Origin of the sequence: Planococcus sp. CP5-4_YE (assembly GCF_019042655.1) — a bacterium.
Taxonomy (GTDB): Bacteria; Bacillota; Bacilli; order Bacillales_A; family Planococcaceae; genus Planococcus.
Genome location: NZ_JAHPZO010000002.1, coordinates 322,061 through 342,792 on the forward strand (window position 1 = coordinate 322,061; position 20,732 = coordinate 342,792).

Below are 20,732 nucleotides of genomic sequence, written 5' to 3' on the forward strand. Positions count from 1 at the left end.
CCCCTTTGTTAAACGCTGTAATCCACTTGGCCATTCATTGAAACAGCTTCACGCTGGCGCTTCGGCGCTATCTCAGCATCATCCGAAACGGATTCGCCGCCGCTTCCGCTGCGCTGGTTTACTTTATTTCCCGGCGCATTCGAGAAGGGCGCTTCCCGCTGCCGTTCGTGCTGTTGGAATTCGGATGAACTGCGCTCTTCCCGCACTTCCAAGCGATCGATCTCCACACCTTGTTGAGACAGTGACATGCGCAATTGATTTAATTGAAACTCGACTGCTTCTTTTGCTGCGCCGTGGCTCGCGATGATTTGCGCGCTGACTTTGCCGCCTGCCGTACTCACCAAAATCTCCAGATGGCCGAGGTGTTCAGGAAAGATATTGATGCGTAAGCGCGTTTCATTTCCACCGGCGCTCAAGCGGGCCGGTGAACTGATCCATTCTGCGAGTGTTTCTGCAAGCTTCTGCACCGGCACTTGTCGAACCGGGACATCCACTGGCTTTTGATCAGCAAATGCTGCCGGAAGTACGGCGGCCTGCGTCTGCCCTTCAGTTTTTACAGGAGCTGCAGGTTGAACCGCTTCCGCTTTTGGAATCACTTCGCCTTCTGCAGGCACCGCTTTCGCGGCTTGCGTGTCAGGCGCTTGCTGCTCGATTGCACTGTTAGCTTGAGTGCTTTCTTTCGACAGCGCGTGGAGCCATGCGGCAGGTGTTTGCGCAAATGGCAGGCGCGCTTCCGTTATGATAGGCGTAAGCTCTTTCAATAACAGCAATTTTTCTGAAGGAAGCGTTTCTTCTTTCAGCTGCGCAGCCAACTCGATAAGCGGACGCAGCGCTTCTTCCGGTGCCGCTTTGGCTGTGGCAATTTCTTTTTCCGCGACCCCCGAAAATCCAGCGGGTTGTGCGAATTCTTTAGCAGTCAGTAATAAGGATTTTATTTGTTTTACTAATGCAGTCAATTCACCTTGCACTTCTTCGTCCGAACTAAAGGCTTCGATGGCTTGCTTCAGCTGCTCCCCGTTCAAATCTGCGAGCAACTGGAAGACTGCGTATTGCAAAGCTTGCTGCTCTTCGGTCAATTGTTCTACGGGCATGCCCGATAATTGCTCGAGGAGCGCGGTGAGTTCTTTCAACGGCAATTCTTCCAAGGCAGCTTCTGGCTCCGCTTGCGGCTGTGTCGAATCCGCCGATAGCGCCATAAGCAATTGCCCAAATTGTCCCGCGGGCTCATTGCTTGCCGGCGTTTTCACTGCAGCTGCGGGTGCAGCGGGCCGGCCGGTCAATGCGGACACTAGCGCGTTCACTGTGCATCACCGGTTCTGCCGAGGCGGTAATAGCGGCTGCCGGCCAGGTCATCGAAAAAGTTTTGCTCTGCCGCTTGGTGTTCTTTCTGGTGGGCGGCATAGTTTTGCTCTTTTAAATTGCCCCAGGTTTTTTCTTCGCGTGCTTTTTCTTTCAATGCATCTTGGCTTCTCGAGACATTGCGTTCGTGGGTTGCAACTTCGCGTTTCGCCATGAACGACTGCTCATAGAGCTGGTGGATATATTCTTCTAGCATGCGCAGCTCGGAGATGGGGATGCCTTTTTGCTCTTTTGCTTTTTTCATTTCTTCCGCCTGGGTAATCTTGCTATGCAAGACTTCACTTTGCTCGCGGACGGCTTGCTCTTTTTTCAGCGCTTCGGCCATCTCTACTTGTGCCAGCTGGGTTTCGTTTTCTTTCAGGTCGAGAATTTTCTGGAATCGGAAATTGAATCGTGTCACGTTTCAGCACCTCCAAATTGTTGTGCGAGCCGGTCGACGCTTTCCGTCAATTCGGCTTTCTCGTAAATATCCTGCTGTAAATAATCGCGGATCAATGGATACGCGCGGATTGCTTCATCGATTTCTTTATTAGCGCCGCTTTTATAGGCTCCGATATTAATCAAGTCTTCCGCTGAATCGTGGGCAGCGAGCAATCGCTTCAATTCGGTAGCGGCTCTTTGGTGGTCGCGCGTCGTCACTTCATTCATGATACGGCTCACGCTTGCCATGATATTGATCGCCGGGAATTGCCCCTTTTGCGCCAATTTGCGGTCCAAAACGATGTGGCCGTCCAAGATGCCGCGCACCGCATCGGCGATCGGTTCGTTCATATCGTCCCCGTCGACCAGCACAGTGTAGAATGCCGTGATCGATCCTTTCGACGAAGTGCCGGAGCGTTCCAATAAGCGCGGCAATAAAGCGAAGACGCTCGGCGTATAGCCTTTGCTGGTCGGTGGTTCACCGACCGCCAGGCCCACTTCGCGCTGCGCCATGGCAAAGCGCGTCACAGAATCCATCATCAGCATGACGTTTTTCCCTTGGTCGCGGAAATACTCCGCAATTGCTGTTGCCGTCAATGCCCCTTTGATACGTTGCATGGGCGTCTGGTCGGAGGTCGCAGCGATGACGACCGAGTTTTTCAACCCTTCCGGCCCGAGATCGCGTTCGATGAAATCACGCACTTCCCGGCCACGCTCGCCAATCAAAGCGATGACGTTGACATCGGCTTCGGTGTTGCGGGCGATCATGCCCATGAGCGTGCTTTTTCCGACGCCGCTTCCGGCGAATACGCCAATGCGCTGGCCTTGCCCGACCGTCAGCAAGCCGTCGATCGCACGCACGCCCACTTCCAAGGGTTTGTCGATGCGCGGCCGTTTCAGCGGGTTCGGCGGCGTGTTGGTCGTGGAATATTTCTTCAAACCTTTCGGCAATTTATTGTCATCCAAAGGCTTGCCAGTGCCGTCGAGAATTTTCCCGAGAATGGCCGGGCCAACACGGATTTGCAACGGCACGCCTGTCGCGACGACGAGGCATCCTGGCCCGACTTGCGCCAAATCGCGCAATGGCATGAGCATGATTTTGTTTTCCTTGAAGCCGACCACTTCCGCTTCGATCGGCGGGTCAAAACGGCTCGGGTACAATAAGCACAACTCGCCGAGCTTGGCGTTTGGGCCTTGCGCTTCGATGGTCAAGCCGATCACTTGGACGACTTTCCCGTGTTTTCTCACCGGCTCGATTTCTTCCAGCAGCGTCAGGTACTCGCTATCTATCAGTTTCATCATTGGATTTCTCCTCACAATAAACGAGCAATTGCTTTTTGATTTCGTTTAGCTGGCTATCGAGTGTCGCGTCAAACGAGCCGTTTTTCGTATGAATGGTGCAGCCGGAAGGCGCTTGCCCTGCGACCGGCATCAGTTTGAGTTCAGCGCCTGCCCGGATATAGCTTTTCAGCTCGTCTTCAAATGGCAGCATCGCCGGATAATCTTCCAGCGCCACATGGATGGCGACTTCTTCTGAGTCGTCTACTTGCCGGAGTACGTGGCGGATAATCGACAGGAGCTGCACATCGTCTTGCATCAATTCATTGCGGATGATTTTTCGCGCGATTTCGGTGCTAAGCGATAGTAAGAACGGTTCTGCTTCACGGATGATGCGGCGCTGTTCTTCGTAGGCGGCGGCGATCAAGCTTTCCATCAGCTCGCGCTTTTGGAGAAAATCCGCTTCAGCTTGGGCAAACCCTTGTGCGAAGCCTTCTTGAAACCCTGCTTCCGCCGCAGCTTGCGCCTGTCGTTCCGCTTCTTCTAATGCTTGTTGCTGTTGGGTTTCACGCCATTCGGCCAGTTCTTCTCGTGCTTGCTGCTGTTCTTCGGCCAATTGTTTTCTCAGTACGTCCAATTGCTGCTCCAAGCCGCTTACTTCACCTTTCAAACGCTCACCGTACTGTTCGATGTCTGACTCCGCTTGAGCTTCGAACGGCCGGCGGGTTTCCACTTTACGCAATTGGATGATTTTCGTGCCGTTTTGTTCGCTGCTGCGGATGATGTTAGACAATCAGCTCATCTCCCTCTTCACGGGAAACGGTGATTTCTCCCTCTTCTTCAAGCTTGCGAATGAGCGCTACGATTTCTGTCTGCGCATTTTCTACATCTTTCAGTTTCACTGGCCCCATGACTTCTATCTCTTCTTGAATCAGTTCAGAGCGCCTTGAAGACATGTTTCTGAATATACTTCCCTTGACTTCATCACTAGCTGCCTTCAATGCCAGGCTCAATTCCACATCGCTGACTTCGCGAATAACCCGCTGTATCGAACGCACGTCCAACTTAACGAGATCTTCAAAGACAAACATAAGTTTTTTGATTTCTGCAACGAGGTCCGGGCTGCCGCTTTCAAGTTCAGATAAGATAGCCTTTTCTGTGCTTCGATCGACTTGGTTGAGGACGCGGACAATCGCTTCCACCCCACCGGTCACTGCGTAATCCTGGACACCATTCACAGAAGATAATTTCCGTTCCAAAATTTGTTCGACTTGCTGAATGACATCGGGTGAGGTACTTTCCATTAATGCAATTCGCTTTGCCACTTCTGCCCGCTGTTCTGACGGTAGCTGGGACAGAATTTGCGATGATTGCTTTGGATCGAGGTAAGACAACACCAAGGCGATGGTTTGCGCTTGTTCGTGTTGAAGCACCGTGACAAGCCGCGCTGGATCCAAACGCCTGGCAAAATTGAAGGGCTTGACTTGAAGGCGGTTCGACAAACGGCCAATCGTGTCGATAGCCTTTTCTTTGCCAAGCGCTTTTTCGAGAACTTCACGCGCATAACTGAGCCCGCCCTCGTTCATATAATCTTGTGCCAATACCATTTCGTAAAATTCATTGATCACTTTTTCTGTCTGGCTGTTCTTCAATTGACGGACATTAGAAATTTCCATCGTCAATTGATCGATTTCCCGTTCAGATAAGCGCTTGAATACTTCGACGGAAACGTCAGGACCCATGCCTACAAGCAACACGGCGACTTTTTGGATTCCTGTCAATTCTTTAATGCGTTCTACCATTCAATTCTCCCCTAATCATCCGCCATCCATGAGCGCAGTAGATTTGTAAAATCATCAGGACGCCCTTTGGCAAGCTTCTCGATGGTTTTGCGCTTTGGATTGGTACGATTATTAAATTCCGACAAATCGACTCCACCGTCTTGTTCGGTTGCGTTTGCTGCTGGCTGCATTTTCGCAGCCGCCCGTTCGAAGTAATCCATCTCCAGCTCAGCTGCCAATTCTTCCTGCTGCTTTTTGCGCCGTTTGGCCACGAGCAGAATGATTCCCGTCAACAGGATGACGGCCACTCCAGCCACTACGTACCAAAGAAGCGGAACGCCTGTCCAGAAAGTCGTCACTGGCTCTTCTTCAGCCAATTCAGGACGCCCTTGGAATTCTGTCGCAAAGATGGAAATACGGTCATCAAGTTCTGCCGGCGTCGGCTGGAATTCGTTCATACTGAGCGACGCGCTGACTGTATTCGCCAATAATGTACGGATATCTGTCACGTTCTGTTCGGTTAATGTTGCTGGATTGTCCGGCACTGGTGGTTCAACACCGACATTAATCGTAATATCGTCGATGACGTAAGGGCTCATCTCGATTTGACGGCTAATGCGGTTGACTTCACGGTTGATGCGCTCTTCGGTCCGTTCAGATTCACTCGTTCCAGTCCCGTCTGCTGCAGGGTAATTGGCGATATCCGCCTCCCCGGTTCCGGCATCATCTGCCAGCGCCTCTCCTTCACTTGCGTAAGTCTCGACGATTCGCTCAACGCTGATGTCGATGCCTTCGCCCGTTTCGAGATCCACTGGCTCCACCAATTGTTCTTCGCGTTTTTCTTTCGTGAAATCGATATTCGCCATCACAGAAACGACGACTTTGTCCTGACCGAGCAAGAGCCCGAGCATCTGCTGCAATTCACGCTGTATGTCTTGTTCAATACCTTGCTGGATTTCGCGGTTTTGCTGATACACCGTCAAATTGGTGTCCGGTGCTCCTGTATCTTGCAATTCGAATACTTGGCCGTTCTGGTCCATGATGACGATTTGCTCCATCGGCAGATTCGGCACTGATTTGCTGACCAAATGATACAAGCCGTTGATTTGTTTCTGGTCCAAATTCAAGGTGCCGTCACCTTGGATGACGATTGAAGCGGTCGATACTTGTTCTTCATCGGTCAACCAAACGTTTTCTTTCGGCAAGGTGATCATGACGTTCGCATCAGTCACGCCGGCGATTTGCTTGACCAAATACGCCAACTCGTTTTGCATGGCATCGCGTTCGACCACGTCAAAATGGCGGTCAGTCATGCCAAGGCCCATATTTTCACTGAATATGCCGTACGTAACATTGCCATTTTTCGGCAAGCCTTCTGCTGCCAAGCTTACTTTTAAGCTGGCAACTTGTTCGTCCGGAACGGAGATTGTCGAACCGTCAGTCGATACTTCGACTGGAATTCCTTGGGTTTCGATTGCCGCCTTGATTTCGCCGGCCTCTGCCGGGTCCAAATTGGAATACAAGGGCGACATATTGGATTGGCTATTGAAGAAAACAAAAAGCCCTAAAGCAAGCAAAGTGATGAAAAAGGACGCGGCCATCAGCCATTTGGTCGCTTTCGATAAACTGCCCCAGGAGTCTTTTGTTTTGGTTTTATAGGTTTCGAACTTCTCTTTCATTGAACGCACACCTTAATTTTTTTCATACTTGCATTCTCATCACTTCTTGGTACGCTTCCACTACTTTGTTGCGCACTTGCATCGTCATTTGAAGCGACAAGCTCGCTTTTTGCGAAGCGATCATCACTTCGTGGACATCTTTCACTTCACCCGTCAGCAATTGATCCGTCTTTTTATCAGATACATTCTGCGCGGCACTAACTTCTTTCAACGCATTTTTGAAGACATCGCCGAAACCTGTCGCTTGCGGTTCCGGCTGCATTTTCTCCAGGAATTGATTTTGCAGAAACGGTGTCTGCAACTGTGCAATTTTATCCATGCTGCCCCTCCTAAACTAAACTTCGTTATTTTCCGATTTCGAGTGCTTTCATGAACATGCTTTTCGAAGCGTTCATCGCGGTGACGTTCGCTTCATAGGAACGCGTTGCAGACATTAAATCCACCATTTCTTTAATCGGATCCACATTTGATGTGCGTACATACCCTTCCGCATCGGCATCCGGATGCTCCGGATCGTAAGTGACCGGAAACGGCGTCGCATCTTCCCGGATGGCGCTCGCTTTCACACCTGCACCGGCTCCTTTATTTTCCATGGCGGCCGTCAATTGTTTAGTAAACGGCGATGTGCCGGCTGTTGATAATTCCACAGTCTTGCGGCGGTACGGCACCCATTCCCCGTCGACTAGTTCAGCACGGTTCGTATTGGCATTGGCAATATTCGAAGACACAACATCCATTCGCAAACGGTTGGCGGTCAAGCCAGATGCGCTAATATTCAGACCATTAAATAAAGACATACGCGTTATCTCCCTCCATTGATGACTGAACTCAAGCTGGACAACTTGCCGTTGACCCGTTCGGTAACGGCGTTATACCATAATTGGTTTTTCGCCAGCTCCGCCATTTCAAAATCCATATCGACATTATTGCCGTTCGGCGTCATTTTCGTATTGTGGTTGACTGTCACTGGCGAGGCCCCTTGCCCGCTCTGAAACTCCAGGTGGCGTGCATCAGTGCGATAACTCTTCATCTGCGAGGCACTTGCCTGTTCCATCGCTTGCTGAAAATTTACTTGCTTGCTCTTGTAGTTGGCCGTGTCGACATTAGCGATATTTCCTGCATGGACACGTTGTTTTAATGTTGAAGTCGACAACGCCTGCTCCATTTTTTGAATGCTTGATGGAAAGATATTCATCTTTTTTCTCCCCCGTTTCTAAAATTTGCCCAAATAAAAAACCCACTTTGAAAAAGGCGGATTTGAGTCAAATCTACCATCTTTCGGTAACCCGGCGATCCTGTGTCTGAGACAGTTAGACCCGTAGCTTTGCGTCCTTAACTTTCGTATAAGTTTGCTATTTTCGTCATGATATGGGTATATTTTTCTTTAAACTCGTCTTTTAGAATCATTTTGAGTCATCACTACCTCGGTATAGTATCATGCTTTTTTTATTTTGGCTATTTTATTTTATAAAAAAAATCTACTATTTTTTCCATTTAATCTACGATTTTCTGTTAAAATAAAGATATGAAATTGAACTCATAGTCCTAAAGACTAGAAAAGGGAGGATGAATAGGTAATATGTTTCGAGGATTATACACAGCGACTTCGGGAATGATGTCTCAAAATAGAAATCAACAAATATTGACAAATAATCTATCGAATTCCAATACTCCAGGGTTTAAAACTGATGAAGCGGCAATTCGCTCGTTTCCACAACAATTAATCAAAGCGCAGAATGCCAATCAACCTGCACCGATCGGCCGACTTTCCACTGGCGTCTATGTGCAGGAAGCGATTCCTTCATTCCTGCAAGGGCCGATACGCGAAACCGGGAATGCGACCGACTTCGCCTTGGTCAATGATAATTTGCCGCTAGATGCCGAAACCGGAGAGCGCGGCACTTTATTATTCGCCGTGGAAACCGAAGAAGGCGAGGTTCGCTATACGCGCAATGGACAGTTTACGGTCGATGCGCAAGGATTTCTTGCAACCAGCTTCGGGCAGCGCGTGCTCGGTGACAATCTCCAGCCGCTGCAAGTCGGCGATAACGGATTTGCTGTGCAAAATAACGGGGACCTTACCCTAGCAGATGGAACCAATGCCGGAAGTTTATGGATCGGGGCAACGGATGAGCCAGAACAATTGATCAAGCAAGGCCATAACTTGCTTGCGTGGGCGGGAGATGATGCGGACGCCCCGACACTTGCCGCTAACGCCGAACGATTCGTCAAGCAAGGCTTCATCGAACAGTCAAATGTTGATTTGACCCGCACGATGACCGATATGATGACCGCTTATCGTGGATTTGAATCCAACCAAAAAGTAATCCAGGCCTACGACCGCAGCATGGAAAAAGCGGTCAATGAAATCGGCCGGGTCTAATAAGGAGCCAAACAGATGAACATCCAAATGAACGCAGCGAGCAGCTCAATGCGCGAATTGCAAAAAAAAATCGATATGATCGCCAACAATGTCGCTAACGTCAATACGACCGGCTATAAAAAACAAGAAGCCAATTTTGCGGACACGTTGCTTCACAGCGTCAACAAGCAAGCTGGCCCTGCCAATGAAATCGGCCGGAGCACGCCAAACGGCCTGCGCATTGGCGGCGGGACGCTGTTATCTGACGGCGTCACCCGGCATTCGCTCGGCCAAATGCAGCAAACCGGCCGTGAACTGGATTTTGCCATCGATTCGCCGAACAGCTATTTCCGTGTCTCGAACGAAGATGGCATTTATTACACTAGAAATGGATCGTTTCAAGCTGAGCCGATTGCAGGCAGCGATCGATTGGCACTTGTTACTGCTTCGGGCGATTCAGTCTTAGATGCTGATGGGACGCCGATTACGCTTGCCGCGGGATACGAAGAATTGAACATCAGGGCAAACGGTGTCGTGACGGCAACTTATGCCGGCCAAGCGGCTGAAACTTTCCAATTCGGAACCGCTCAAATTAACCGAACAGCCCTTCTGGAAAAAACAGGCGATAACCGCTATCGCTTGCCGGGCACTGAAGCCGAACAAATTGCAGCCGGCGCCTTGGAACTCGGGACTTCGCCTATTTCCCAAGCGGTGCTGGAAATGTCGAACGTCGACATGGCGAGTGAAATGACCGAGCTGATTGCAACACAGCGCCTGTTTCAATCACAAGGCCGCGCCATTTCTTTTGCGGATGACATGATGGGTCTGGTCAATACGATGAAATCCTAATATTATCCATTTTATATTTGATTGAAATAACAACGATAAAACCCGTATTTCCAGATCACTCTTGGAAATACGGGTTTTTATACACTACCTTGGATGAGAAAGACTCCACCATATATGGTAACTCGAAATTATCTTTATTGTTTTCAGAGTACATTTTACAAAAATAAAAACAGCCGATGCCTGTATGCATCCGCTGTTTACCGAAGAAAATCCATTAAGTTTGTTTGCATGATTTTGGCAGAAGATGACAGGCTCGCCTGGTAAATGCTTTCTTCACTCTTTAGCTTTATTAGTATTTCAGCATAATCTACGTCTTCTATAGAAGATAACGCAGATCCAAGAGAAAGCTTGGCGTCCAATAAGCGGCTTTCAGTCGCTTCGACGCGGTTTTGGCGTGCACCGTTTTCTGCGGCTGAGGTTAATAAACGTTCCAGCGCACCATCGATTTCATCGATATTGACGGATTCGCCAGCTTGGATACTGTCAGCGAGTTTTCCAACGGCCCGGAACAAATTGGTGGGATCGTCGCCTTTTCCGACCAGCGTTTCCGGCAAGATGCCGATTTCGAGTTGCAGCCCAATGCCGATTTTCGCCGTTTTCAGCGGCCCGTTCGCTGGTGCTGCTTCAAAAGAAACGGCATCCGCAAACGGCTTGACTGTGCCGTCGCCGCCGCCGAACAAATATCGGCCGTCGACTTCGGCATTGGCGAATTCGCGCAATTGTTCGTTCAACACACCGACCTCTTTGAAAATCAATTCGCGATCTTCTGGAGATAATGTTCCGCTCCCGCCTTGAACCCCGAGTTCCCGGATGCGCTGGGTGACATCGACCATCGCCTGGATGGAACGATCATTTTCATCCAGCCATAAGTTGGCATCCCCGATATTGCGTTCGAATTGATCGTTCGCCGACATGACAGTTTTCAAGCTCATCGATTTCGCCACTGCTTGCGGATCGTCGGACGGTTTATGGAGCAACTTGCCGCTTGATGCCTGTAAATTGGTTTTCTCAAAGCGGCCGAGATTTTGCTGCATATGGTTGACGGAATTTTGATGCATCATTTGCTGGGTTACTCTCATTGGATTGTCCTCCGTTTATCAGCTTTAGCGTGCAGCCATTCGGTTAATGATCGTATCGAGCATTTCATCGGTGGTCGATACTAAGCGGGCTGCTGCATTGTACGCGTGCTGGAATTTCACCAAGTTCGACATTTCCTCATCCAGCGAAACACCCGCGACTGACTGGCGGCGGTTTTCGGTCGACACCATCAGTTGCTCTTGCGTCGAAACCGCATAGCCCGCACTCTGTGCTTCTGCTCCCAAGCCGCTCACCAGTGCCCGAAAATCGGCTTGCACTTTTTTCACGTCTCCATCAAGGCCGTTCGGCAGTTCCAGCTTGGCATCTTTTGCCACACTCAATTCGCCTGCTGCTGTATTTTTAAAAACATTACCATTCGCTTCTGCAAATTCTGTAACCGCGACGTTAATGTTTTCTCGGTAGCTCGTGACAGTGGCTGCGGCTTCCGCGAGTCCGCCAAGCTTGCCGCCGGCTGTCTCAAGGTCGAGCGCTTCGCCGGCTTTCACTGGCTGATTGTTTGCCGCTAGCGTTAGCGCATAGCTGCCGTCTGTTTTTTCTGTGACTTTGATATCCATTAACTGCGACAATTTGTCGACGGCCGCATCGCGTTCATCACGCAAATTGTTTGCTTGCGGGCCAGTCCGCATGATGTTTTTGTTCAATTCTTCAATTCGTGAGATTAAGGTCTGGGCATCCTTTTCTGCAGCCGTTGTGCGCTCTTGCAATTCCACGGTCAAATCACCCATCGACCGGTCAATCGTTTTGGCCACGTCCGCAAATGCTTGCGCCCGCTCTTTCACGACGGCTTGTACGGCAATGTTTGATGGATCACTTTCCAAGTCTTGCCAAGCATTCCACAACCGGCCCATCGAAGCATTGAGGCCGTTATCTCCTGGTTCCCCGAGAATCGTTTCGACGTTTCCGAGCGCTTCGCTCTTTGTTTGCCATTCCGAAAATTCTGCCGTATGTCCGCGGTACTGCTGGTCGAGAAAGCGGTCGCGCACACGCATCACTGAGTCGATGGAAACACCGGTCCCGAGCTGGCCTGCGCCTTGTTTGGTCCAGACGTCAAGAGAAACAGAGGAACTCGTATTCACTTGTTGGCGCGAGTAGCCTTTCGTATTGGCATTCGCGATATTTTGGCCGGTCGTGGAGAGGCTTGCCTGGCTTGCAGACAAGCCGCGGTTGCCGGTTTCCAAAGTGTGAAAAGTTGACACGTGATCCCCTGCTTTCTTCTCGGGACTTTACGCTTTTGTATCGAAAAAGCCCCGATTGGTTGACTGTGTATGTTTGGTGCTGGATTGAGGCTGGTAATTGTATGGCTGTTTAACTGGCGTGGTGATGTGCCCGATCATGCCCGCGATAAAATCTACGGAGTCTTGCACCAGTTTTTCGTTCTGGCGGTTTTTCGCTTGCAGTTCCATGAGCAATTGCTTCAAGGTCGTTAATTGCTCTTGCAGCGCCTGTTTGGCCGTTTCATCTGACAATTGTTCTGTGAACTGGCTGAAGCTGAGTCCAGGATGTTCTTCGAGCACTTCAATCACCAAGCGTTCTCGCTCATCTTCCAGTTGCCCAAGCCTGCGGAGCAGCCGTGTTTCTTCTTTGACGAGTTCTGTCAGCTCATCGACTTTATGCTCGATCAGCACCGTTTGCTTGCGCTCTGCGTAGCGGATCAGTTGCTGCTGTATTACGATCAGCTCATCAAGTGTTGCGTTCATCATTTTCAACACCGGAGTTCCCTCTCTTTCCATCGCTCAACTGTCATTTGTCAAACCAGTACTGATGGATTTTCTCAGCTACTTTGTCTTGATCAACCTGGTATTCACCGGAAGCAACCTGTGCTTTCAGCAGTTGTATTTTTTCCTGACGGGCGATATCCGCTTCCGTATTCTTCTCGAACATCGCCTTCGCCTCACTCGAAATCTGCAATTGGTCTTCCTGTTGAAGCGGGCGCGCCTTTTGGGCCGGCGTCACCTGCATTTGCTTTTGATAAGATTGTATAAAGGAAGAACTATTCGTCTTATCTATATTCATTCCTTCACCACCTCTTAAAGTTATTTCTTCATTTTCCAACGTGCTTGCGTGCTGTTTGCCCAATCGCCGTCATCAGCCAGGATTTCGTTGGCGCTTCTCAAGAAATCCAGTCGGCAGTCTTCACAGAGCATGTGGCGATGGATGAGCTGTTTGCAGTGTGAGCACGGATATCCAAGATTCGGATAATCTCCTGTCAAAATCCGCCCTTCCCGCAGGAATTCAGAAATCTTATGGACAGAGACGCCGGTGAATAGATGGACATCTTCGAGCGAAGCATTCCGGTGTTCGTGCTCTTGCAAAAACATATAGACTTTTTTGAATGCCGTTTCATTATCCTGGTGGCATTTCAAGCAGCAAGCGATTTGATCACGCAAAAAGAGCGCTCCGCAGCTGGGGCAATTGTCCAGTTTCGGGGTTGTCAAATGGATCACCTAGTTTCTTATCGCAATCAGTTCTACGTTGTCCGGGACTATTCGATTTACTATCTATACTACTAATATCGGCCATTCTTGAAAAATGTTTAGCCTTTTTTTAAAAAACATTATTGCACTTTGAATTGCGTCACAAGCACGCGTTCCACTTTCCCTTTGCCGACCAGGCTTTCGAGCTGTGCCGTCATTTCATCCTGGAGCAAGGCGATGCCTTCAGTGCCGACCAGCTGTTCTTTTTCCATGCCCGCTACGGTCGCGATTGCCGCAGCCCGAACTTCAGCATGGCGCTTTTCCATCTCTTCTTTTACTTTTTTATCCGCTGATAGGATATTGAATTGAACCACTGCATATGATGCCGGTGTAGCGAGATTCGTCGTGATTTCTTCCGTGTCGATGCTCAGCTCCACCATTTCATCGGCTGTCAGCGGTGCATCCGCATCCACATCTTTTTGCGTCAGGAGAAAATAAACTGCTCCTCCAGCACCTACAAGCGCCGCAATCAACAAGACCAACAATACTTTTTTCATCATCCACCTCTTACTCTTCGGTTTCGGGCTGATCTTTATAAGGCGAAATCAGCACTTCGACGCGGCGATTTTGCGCACGCCCCTCTTTTGTGTCATTCGCGGCGATCGGCTGGTATTCACTATAGCCGGTCGCACTGAATTTTCTTGGGTCCAAGTCGCCATTCTCCAGTAAAATTTTCATAAAGTTGATGGCACGTGCCGAACTGAGTTCCCAGTTCGACTCAAACTCGCCGCCAGCTGCCGGCACATTATCTGTGTGGCCTTCGATGTAGATCATCCGCGGCGGATCGCTGACGAGCAGCTCTGATAATTCGCTCGCGATCGTGCGCGCCTGCTCGTCGATATTCGCGCTACCGGATTGATACAAGACACCTTCATTAATCGTCAGCATGAGCCCTTTATCGGTCAACTCTGTCTGAAGCTTCGGCGATAAGCCCTTTTCATCAATATACGATTCGATTTTCTCCTGGAACTCGCCCAGTTCCTGGCGGTCGCGCACAGCTTCCACTTCTTCCATCATTTCCTCGGTCATGCCTTCTTCAGGAATGATCGCAAATGGCGACGTGTCGGTGTCCAGTTCCACTGGCGCTGACTGGTCAAGCAAGCCAGTGCCTCCTTGCAATTCCACATTGAACGATTCGGAAATGGCCTTGAATTTCTTCGCATCGACTTCGCTTGCCGCAAACAGCACGATAAATAGTGCTAAGAGCAGCGTTAAGATATCGGCATACGGAATGAGCCAGGATTCGTCGACATGTTCCTCGTGCTTGTGTTTACGCTTCAACTTCAACACCACTCTGTTGTCCGTCTTCTAGCACACGGTCTTTGGCTGGCAGATACGTCAAAAGTTTTTCTTCTACAGTCCGTGCAGGCAAGCCCTCTTGTACAGCAAGCAAGCCTTCAAGCATAATTTGTTTCACGCGCGCTTCGTGTTCGGATTTGCGCTTTAATTTATTGGCGAATGGGTGCCACAGCACGTATCCCGTGAAAATCCCGAACAGCGTCGCAATAAATGCCGCCGAAATCGATTTCCCAAGCAATGCCACATCGTCCAAATGGCCGAGTGCGGCGACGAGTCCGATAACGGCTCCGAGTACGCCGAGTGTCGGCGCGTATGTACCGGCTTGCGTGAAAATTTTCGCCCCAAGTTCGTGGCGGTCTTCCATTGCCGCGATGTCTTCTTCCATTAAGTCACGGATGTGCTCGAGCGATTGGCCATCGACGACCATCTTCAAGCCGCGCTGCAAAAATGGGTCTTCCACTTCTTCTGCACGCTCTTCTAGTGCAAGCAAACCTTCTTTACGGGCGACCATCGCCCAGCCGGTGAACATCGGGATCATTTCTTTGATTGATAGTGTTTTTTGTTCCCCGAACAGGACTTTGAATAACCCTGGGATGCGTTTGACTTCGTCCATCGGAAAGGCGATCAAGATACAGGCGGCGGTGCCCATGAAAATGATGACCAATGCAGCTGGATTATATAGTGCGGCCGGGCTGGAACCTTTTAGCGCCATGCCGCCGACGAGCACAAGTACGCCCAAAATGATGCCTAACCAAGATGTCTTATCCACGTCCATACCTCATTTCACTTTGGATAGTTGTCGAGTTGAATAATTGGAAGTTTGAGGATAGTGATAAAATCGCTCCAGGCGGACGCTTTCGGGCCCACAGGATGTGGGTCATGCAGCTGGCGCGACAGGACGTCGCGTTGCCAGCTGCCAGGGCACTGCTCCCGCAGGAGTCGCCGCCTTCCGCTTTTTTCAGCACTTAACAACTATTGCATATCATATCTTTTGACTTTTAATCGAAAGACATTCGCAAGAGTTGCCTACTTCTGCAATACTTCAACCCAATTGATATCCTTTATTGTTTTGCTAATGCCATGGCTTGCTTCCAGGTGTTGCGCAGTTCAGTTACGTCTGCGAGTACAGCTTCGAGTGCCGCTGCGTCGTTTTTCATATTCGCTTCCATGAGCGAATTGTTTTGGTATTCATACAGCTGTTCGAGTTCTTTCGACAGCGCGATGTCTGGATTCAAGGTGCTGCGCAGTTCCTGAATGATGGCTTGCGCTTTCAGCAAGTTTTTGTTTTTTTCTTCAAACTGTTTATCTAGCATCGCTTTTTTTGCGAGTTTGATGAATTTCAAGCAGCCGTTATAGAGCATCAAGGTTAATTCTTCGGAAGATGCGGTCATGACGGAATTTTGCTGGTAGGTCTGGTATGGATTGATTGTTGCCATTATAGTGCCCCTCTCTTACTTGCGTTGGTCGATAAATGAGCCGCCGCTCGCGGTCTGGCGGTAAGCGCCGGCGTATTTCCCCGATACTTTCCGCGTTTGGCCGAGCCGGGTCATCTGTGCGGAAAACTGTTCCTGCACCGTCTGCATGAGCGGCTGCAGCTGAATTTCTGTTTGCTGGATTTTGGCGATGATCGCTTGTTCATCTGCTGACCATTCGCCAGTTCCTTGTGCAGCGAGCGCTTCGATGGTCTCTTGCCGGCTATCGAATAATTCCTGAAGCCGTTCGAGCTGTGCCAGTTCATTTTTATCCATGTCTGAATCAATCAATTGTGCTTGTTCATAAATCGCTTGTGTTTGCGCCAAAAATTCGGTGAGCCCATCGAACCTGTTCTCCATTACATGCCTCCGAACATATTCTGTTGCATCCAAGCGCTTTGCGAATTCATTTTGCTGAGCGCTTTTTCCATCGCTGTGAACTGGCTCCAGTAACGGTCTTCGATGCTCGTCAAACGGTCTTGCCAGCGCGTGATTTCCGTTTCCATGCGGCGCAGTTTCTTGGACATCGTGCTATTGTCGACGGCGCTTGCCGGGCTTCCCGCTTGTGTGCTCAAGTTCTTGACGATATCGTTGAGCTTGTCGTAGACACGCGCACCGATTCCGTCGCCAGCTGCACCGCGGACCGTGAACAAGTTCATCACTTCATCGGGTTTTTCCGAAAGAGCGGTCCTCAATTTATCCTCGTCGATGAACAATTTTCCACCTTCGCGGTAATCGCCTGTATTGATGCCAATCTGTGATAATAAATTAATGCTGCCATCCCCGATGCTTTCGACTTTATCCATGAATTCGCGGCGCAGATCCTGCAGCGCCGATTTCATGATTGGGTCATTGCGCAACAAGCCGCTGCGCGCTTTTTCTTCCCACAATTCGATTTCCTTATCGCTCATGTCTTTTTTCTGTTCGTCCGAGAGCGGCTGGAAATCCGGGTAGCGTTTTTCCACGATCTGTTTTTGCAAGTCTTCGATCGTTTTGTTGTACGCTTCTACAAAATCCTTGAGCATCTGCACTGGTTTTTCGGGATCCGATTTAACGGTTATGGACGATGAACCATCTGTATCAACTTTGAGCATCTCAATCGTCAGTCCGTTAACCGTTGTTTTATTGCTGGTCAGCCCGGTTACTTCAACGTCATCGATAACGATAGAACCATTTGCCCCGTTGGTTGTCGTAACCGATAAATCGTTTGTGCCGGTAATTTGTTTGCTGAGCTCTGGGTTATCTGTAGCCCCGTCAGCAGTCTTGAAAGATAAGCTAAAGTTTTGCGCCTCGCCTAATTCTTTCGAGGAAATGAAAAAGCGAGAAGTGGTGTTATCAAAATTGACTCGAAGAGCGGGCACGCTGTCGGCTGTTTCCGACTGCAATAAATCTGCGACCGCTTTATAAGTCATGTCTGCTGTAATGTTTACCTCGACCTCAGTTTCTTCTCCGACGTTTACGAGAATTCTTCCCGCAACACCAATGGCATCGGTCGATCTTGCTGCTTCTTCCGGTGTTTTTTGAATCGCTGCTGTGGAAGTGTATTTCGCGGGAGTTGCCATCGCAGTGACTTGCACATCATACTTCCCACTCATCGCCGTGGCGGTCGCTGTCACTTTCGCACTGCCGGAGCCTGTTGCTTCGGCACTATAGGCATTGAAGCTCGATTGAAGGCGCAAGTTGCTGGCACTCGTGCGCAGACTAGAGAACGCGAGGTTTTGTTCGCGCGTCGCTTCTTGCTGCCATTCGGTCCAGACTTTTTGTTGCATCAGTTTATCTAACGGCATTTTCTGTATTTGCATCATTTGTTTTACGATGGAGTCGGTGTCCATCCCGGAAGCTAATCCGCCGATTCGCATTGCGCTCATAGCTCGTTCACTCCTGTCTTATCGTTTTTCATCGATCATCATGCCCGTAATTTCGGCCATCGAGGCGTACATGTCCAGAAATTTCCGGTTCGGTATTTCCCGCAGTACTTCATCGGTTTTGGTATCAATCACTTGCACGTAATACACTTCCAATTGCTCGTGCAGCTGGAATTTAATATTGGTTTCAGTCGGCACTAAAAATTCGTTCATGACGGCGACTTTATCCGCCACCATTTCTTTTGTAACAGGCTGAGCGGGTTCTTGGAATTGGTTTTTTTCAGGAATTCCCGTTTCTTTTGCAACGATAGGTTCTATTTTGCTGGCCTCTTGAAGCTGTGGCATTGATTGATTAGTGACTTCCATGACGACACTCCCCGTCTTCTCAAATCGATCTAAAAAGCTCTCTATCCTTATTATCGGCACGATTTGCTTTTTTTTTAGTACAGAATCAAAAAAATAAGACAAGCTCGCAAAGAGCCTGCCTTATCTTATGTGAGTTGCGTATAAAATTTGCTGACGCCTTGCGTCCAGTGGTTATTGAGGCCGGTCGGATCGTTCGCTGCGCCGACCGGAGCATATTTCGCGCCGATTTGCGCGATACTTTCCTTGCCTTGGTTCAAATAATTCTGCCGCAAATTGCGCGCCATGTCGTAAATGCTATCGGCAACCGATTCATAACTGCGGAGGCCGTTTTTGCCCATCATACCGGCGATATTATTTTTCTCATTCGCCGCACGCGATGAGCCATTTCCGGTTTCGTGCACTGCAATCGCAGACAGGAGATTCGGGTCGATATCGTATTTCTTTCCAGCTTCAATGAAATGCACAGCACTGCCGCTCAGTTTACCAGCGAGCTGCCCATCCAATTTCAAGAACTGTACCGGCCGGAACTTCAAGTCGCTTTGATCCGCAGCGCTCGTCGCCACGTCTTTATGCTGCATCGTCAGATTCACGACGGCCGGATTATACGAAGAACTTGCCGGCGTCGTGAAAGACAAGTTATTTGCGGCCGGCGCTTGTTGAGTTGGCATTTGCTGTGACTGCATTTGCTGGACATTTTCCATCATCGCTGCCATCAACAGCATCATAAACGACCCTGGCCCCGCCATCCCAGGCATTTGGCTGTTCGCCGCTCCGCTTCCGTTTGTTGACGATGTCTGCTGAAGCGAACTCATCGCCGACTGAAACAGCCAATTTGAATTGATCGGCCCCATCATACTCTTCCACACCTTCCGTTTCCATTTATTCGTTTAGTTTACAAGAAGATGTTGGAAAAAAGAATAGGCGTATTGGTGGTAGACTTTATATAAAGTAGTTTTATTTGGAATGAAAGCTGTGACTTTTTCCATGTTCTATACATGAGCTTGTGAAGTAAAAAACATGCGGTTGAATGCCTTGTTCTATTTTGCATACGACACTTTAAATTCATATAATTATTTAAAGACTTCTCTAGATCAAGGAGGAGATATACGTATGGAAGATATGATGTGCGGAAAATTACTCGGAGATGGCTGCTTAACAAAGCAGGCTGGAAGAAAACCTAGGTTTCAGTTCACTCATACTTTAACTGATAAAGGCTGGTCAGAACACTGCTTCGAAGGTCTTTCAGAATTCTATCCACTAGCTCCTCCAAAGTATAAGAGAATAATAGACTCAAGGGTCGCTCAAGGGTTTACAGAATGCTATGTAGTTCAATCTCGCACTTCTCAGGAATTAAATACTTTATATGAAACATGGTATCCTCATGGCAAAAAGGAATTACCCTTCGCTTATATCGAACAGCATTTCACTAAAAGATCCTTATCTTGGTGGTACCAGGATGATGGCCATTTAAATCAGCAAAGCGGGCTAGTGAAAAAAATCATTCTTTCTACTGACAGTTTTTCTCCTACAGAAAACCAGTTCCTCATTGATTTTCTCAACATAAAATTTGGTTTCAACTTTTCTATAGATGGCCAGAACCGCCTCGTCCTCTATGATCAATTTCAGATTAACTATTTCTTGAGATTGGTTACACCATATATTCATGTCTCAATGACTCGAAAAAAGCCATTTCAAAGAAACATGAGACCTATAGCGAAAAGGTCAACTATCTACTTACCTGAAAATTTAATTCTTGAAAAGCCGACTTCAGAAATCAATGACCAGTATGAAAAGCTGCCCATCCTCCAGGAACTGCTTCAAGATCACATCAGTTTTTTCAAAATGGCTAGCTCCGTAAAAAGTACGATTATTCACACAAAACCATACCAAATAGAAATCAAGGAAAGTTATAAAGCCCAATTAATCAAGTTGAAACTTGAGACAGGCTTGAACATCAGTCAGATTACCAATCATTGTTTCCTTATATAAAAAGGGCTGCCGATTTTGTTAGCAGCCCTTTCGTTATAAACATTTTACCCTTTCAAATCAATCGAACTGCCAATATGCGGCTGAACCGATTGTTCAAGCATCTTCACGACACTCGCGCTATTCGCCTCGGCCTGGTCCATCGCTTTCTTAGTCACTAACACACTTGCTTCCTGTCGGACATTCATCTGGCTAAGCGACATCGATAAAGCGGCGATATCCATAGGAACTCCCCCTTGTGAACTTGCTTATAAAAAAAGGAGCCTAAAATCAGGCTCCTTTTCGTGTTTAAAATTAACGTAGCAATTGAAGAACTTGCTGCGGTGCTTGATTTGCTTGACTTAGCATAGCTTGTGATGCTTGTGCAAGAATTGAGTTCTTTGTTTGTTCCATCATTTCTTTCGCCATCGTGCGAACATTTACTTTCATAAATGACTAGACTAT

Annotated in this window: 27 protein-coding genes and 1 riboswitch; of the genes, 3 read left to right on the plus strand and 24 right to left on the minus strand. The window is 48.8% G+C overall.

All coding sequences use genetic code 11. The features are described from left to right. Positions 1-8 precede the first annotated feature (8 nt). From KTG14_RS04065 to flgB, 9 genes are read right to left on the minus strand one after another with little or no spacing between them, the layout of a single operon-like run. Positions 9-1,301, minus strand: coding sequence for a flagellar hook-length control protein FliK (locus KTG14_RS04065; protein ID WP_216969598.1), 1,293 nt, complete (start codon positions 1,299-1,301; stop codon positions 9-11). Continuing rightward, the gene (gene fliJ / locus KTG14_RS04070; protein WP_216969599.1) at positions 1,298-1,759 is read right to left on the minus strand and encodes a flagellar export protein FliJ; all 462 of its coding nucleotides are present in this window, start codon (positions 1,757-1,759) and stop codon (positions 1,298-1,300) included. The genes KTG14_RS04065 and fliJ overlap by 4 nt, the downstream gene beginning before the upstream one ends. After that, positions 1,756-3,078, minus strand: coding sequence for a flagellar protein export ATPase FliI (gene fliI, locus KTG14_RS04075; RefSeq protein ID WP_216969712.1), 1,323 nt, complete (start codon positions 3,076-3,078; stop codon positions 1,756-1,758). Before fliI ends, fliJ begins: the two co-directional genes overlap by 4 nt. Beyond that, on the minus strand, positions 3,062-3,850 hold the full coding sequence (locus KTG14_RS04080; RefSeq protein ID WP_216969600.1) for a FliH/SctL family protein: 789 nt from the start codon (positions 3,848-3,850) through the stop codon (positions 3,062-3,064). The genes fliI and KTG14_RS04080 overlap by 17 nt, the downstream gene beginning before the upstream one ends. After that, complete coding sequence (gene fliG, locus KTG14_RS04085; RefSeq protein ID WP_216969601.1) at positions 3,843-4,859, minus strand: flagellar motor switch protein FliG; 1,017 nt, start codon at positions 4,857-4,859, stop codon at positions 3,843-3,845. Before fliG ends, KTG14_RS04080 begins: the two co-directional genes overlap by 8 nt. A gap of 11 nt (positions 4,860-4,870) precedes the next feature. Further along, positions 4,871-6,517, minus strand: a complete 1,647-nt coding sequence (gene fliF / locus KTG14_RS04090; protein WP_216969602.1) for a flagellar basal-body MS-ring/collar protein FliF — start codon at positions 6,515-6,517, stop codon at positions 4,871-4,873. Between the two features lie 22 nt (positions 6,518-6,539). After that, positions 6,540-6,836, minus strand: a complete 297-nt coding sequence (gene fliE / locus KTG14_RS04095; protein WP_211652921.1) for a flagellar hook-basal body complex protein FliE — start codon at positions 6,834-6,836, stop codon at positions 6,540-6,542. A gap of 25 nt (positions 6,837-6,861) precedes the next feature. Then, positions 6,862-7,314, minus strand: a complete 453-nt coding sequence (flgC, locus tag KTG14_RS04100) for a flagellar basal body rod protein FlgC (RefSeq protein ID WP_216969603.1) — start codon at positions 7,312-7,314, stop codon at positions 6,862-6,864. Positions 7,315-7,319: 5 nt separating this feature from the next. Next, positions 7,320-7,712, minus strand: coding sequence for a flagellar basal body rod protein FlgB (gene flgB, locus KTG14_RS04105; RefSeq protein ID WP_216969604.1), 393 nt, complete (start codon positions 7,710-7,712; stop codon positions 7,320-7,322). Between the two features lie 82 nt (positions 7,713-7,794). Beyond that, a riboswitch (cyclic di-GMP riboswitch) is annotated at positions 7,795-7,881 on the minus strand. Positions 7,882-8,096: 215 nt separating this feature from the next. Between flgB and KTG14_RS04110 the strand changes: the two genes are divergently transcribed. After that, entirely contained in the window at positions 8,097-8,900 is an 804-nt protein-coding gene (locus KTG14_RS04110; RefSeq protein WP_216969605.1) for a flagellar hook-basal body protein, read from the plus strand. Between the two features lie 15 nt (positions 8,901-8,915). Continuing rightward, entirely contained in the window at positions 8,916-9,728 is an 813-nt protein-coding gene (locus KTG14_RS04115; RefSeq protein WP_216969606.1) for a flagellar hook-basal body protein, read from the plus strand. A gap of 197 nt (positions 9,729-9,925) precedes the next feature. Here KTG14_RS04115 and flgL read toward each other — a convergent pair whose 3' ends face one another. The 13 genes from flgL to KTG14_RS04180 all read right to left on the minus strand — a co-directional run bounded on the left by flgL (position 9,926) and on the right by KTG14_RS04180 (position 19,156). Continuing rightward, positions 9,926-10,807 (minus strand): flagellar hook-associated protein FlgL, encoded by an 882-nt coding sequence (flgL, locus tag KTG14_RS04120; protein WP_216969607.1) that lies wholly within the window; start codon positions 10,805-10,807, stop codon positions 9,926-9,928. A 24-nt stretch (positions 10,808-10,831) separates the two neighbouring features. Next, positions 10,832-12,022 (minus strand): flagellar hook-associated protein FlgK, encoded by a 1,191-nt coding sequence (gene flgK, locus KTG14_RS04125; protein ID WP_216969608.1) that lies wholly within the window; start codon positions 12,020-12,022, stop codon positions 10,832-10,834. A gap of 27 nt (positions 12,023-12,049) precedes the next feature. Further along, positions 12,050-12,526 (minus strand): flagellar protein FlgN, encoded by a 477-nt coding sequence (locus KTG14_RS04130; RefSeq protein ID WP_254177996.1) that lies wholly within the window; start codon positions 12,524-12,526, stop codon positions 12,050-12,052. A 40-nt stretch (positions 12,527-12,566) separates the two neighbouring features. After that, positions 12,567-12,878, minus strand: coding sequence for a flagellar biosynthesis anti-sigma factor FlgM (gene flgM, locus KTG14_RS04135; RefSeq protein WP_254177962.1), 312 nt, complete (start codon positions 12,876-12,878; stop codon positions 12,567-12,569). Further along, the gene (locus tag KTG14_RS04140) at positions 12,860-13,213 is read right to left on the minus strand and encodes a flagellar protein (protein WP_216969610.1); all 354 of its coding nucleotides are present in this window, start codon (positions 13,211-13,213) and stop codon (positions 12,860-12,862) included. Before KTG14_RS04140 ends, flgM begins: the two co-directional genes overlap by 19 nt. A gap of 167 nt (positions 13,214-13,380) precedes the next feature. Continuing rightward, positions 13,381-13,797, minus strand: coding sequence for a flagellar basal body-associated FliL family protein (locus KTG14_RS04145; protein WP_254177963.1), 417 nt, complete (start codon positions 13,795-13,797; stop codon positions 13,381-13,383). Positions 13,798-13,807: 10 nt separating this feature from the next. Beyond that, positions 13,808-14,581, minus strand: a complete 774-nt coding sequence (motB, locus tag KTG14_RS04150) for a flagellar motor protein MotB (protein WP_216969613.1) — start codon at positions 14,579-14,581, stop codon at positions 13,808-13,810. After that, positions 14,571-15,368, minus strand: coding sequence for a flagellar motor stator protein MotA (gene motA / locus KTG14_RS04155; protein WP_216969615.1), 798 nt, complete (start codon positions 15,366-15,368; stop codon positions 14,571-14,573). The genes motB and motA overlap by 11 nt, the downstream gene beginning before the upstream one ends. 292 nt (positions 15,369-15,660) lie before the next feature. After that, positions 15,661-16,035 carry a flagellar export chaperone FliS gene (gene fliS / locus KTG14_RS04160; protein ID WP_216969616.1) on the minus strand — a complete coding sequence of 125 codons (375 nt, stop codon included), beginning with the start codon at positions 16,033-16,035 and terminating at the stop codon, positions 15,661-15,663. A 15-nt stretch (positions 16,036-16,050) separates the two neighbouring features. After that, the gene (fliT, locus tag KTG14_RS04165; protein WP_216969617.1) at positions 16,051-16,431 is read right to left on the minus strand and encodes a flagellar protein FliT; all 381 of its coding nucleotides are present in this window, start codon (positions 16,429-16,431) and stop codon (positions 16,051-16,053) included. After that, entirely contained in the window at positions 16,431-17,939 is a 1,509-nt protein-coding gene (gene fliD / locus KTG14_RS04170) for a flagellar filament capping protein FliD (RefSeq protein ID WP_254177965.1), read from the minus strand. Before fliD ends, fliT begins: the two co-directional genes overlap by 1 nt. An 18-nt stretch (positions 17,940-17,957) precedes the next feature. Continuing rightward, positions 17,958-18,302: a flagellar protein FlaG gene (gene flaG, locus KTG14_RS04175; protein ID WP_216969619.1), complete on the minus strand. Its 345-nt coding sequence runs from the start codon at positions 18,300-18,302 to the stop codon at positions 17,958-17,960. Positions 18,303-18,427: 125 nt separating this feature from the next. Beyond that, a complete protein-coding gene (locus KTG14_RS04180) occupies positions 18,428-19,156 on the minus strand; it encodes a glucosaminidase domain-containing protein (RefSeq protein WP_216969620.1) in 729 nt (242 codons plus the stop codon). Between the two features lie 256 nt (positions 19,157-19,412). Between KTG14_RS04180 and KTG14_RS04185 the strand changes: the two genes are divergently transcribed. Next, complete coding sequence (locus tag KTG14_RS04185) at positions 19,413-20,291, plus strand: endonuclease (protein WP_216969621.1); 879 nt, start codon at positions 19,413-19,415, stop codon at positions 20,289-20,291. 44 nt (positions 20,292-20,335) lie between these two features. Here KTG14_RS04185 and KTG14_RS04190 read toward each other — a convergent pair whose 3' ends face one another. Both KTG14_RS04190 and KTG14_RS04195 read right to left on the minus strand, forming a co-directional pair. Further along, the gene (locus tag KTG14_RS04190) at positions 20,336-20,512 is read right to left on the minus strand and encodes a YjfB family protein (RefSeq protein ID WP_216969622.1); all 177 of its coding nucleotides are present in this window, start codon (positions 20,510-20,512) and stop codon (positions 20,336-20,338) included. A gap of 70 nt (positions 20,513-20,582) precedes the next feature. Continuing rightward, entirely contained in the window at positions 20,583-20,717 is a 135-nt protein-coding gene (locus KTG14_RS04195; protein WP_216969623.1) for a flagellin, read from the minus strand. Positions 20,718-20,732 lie beyond the last annotated feature (15 nt).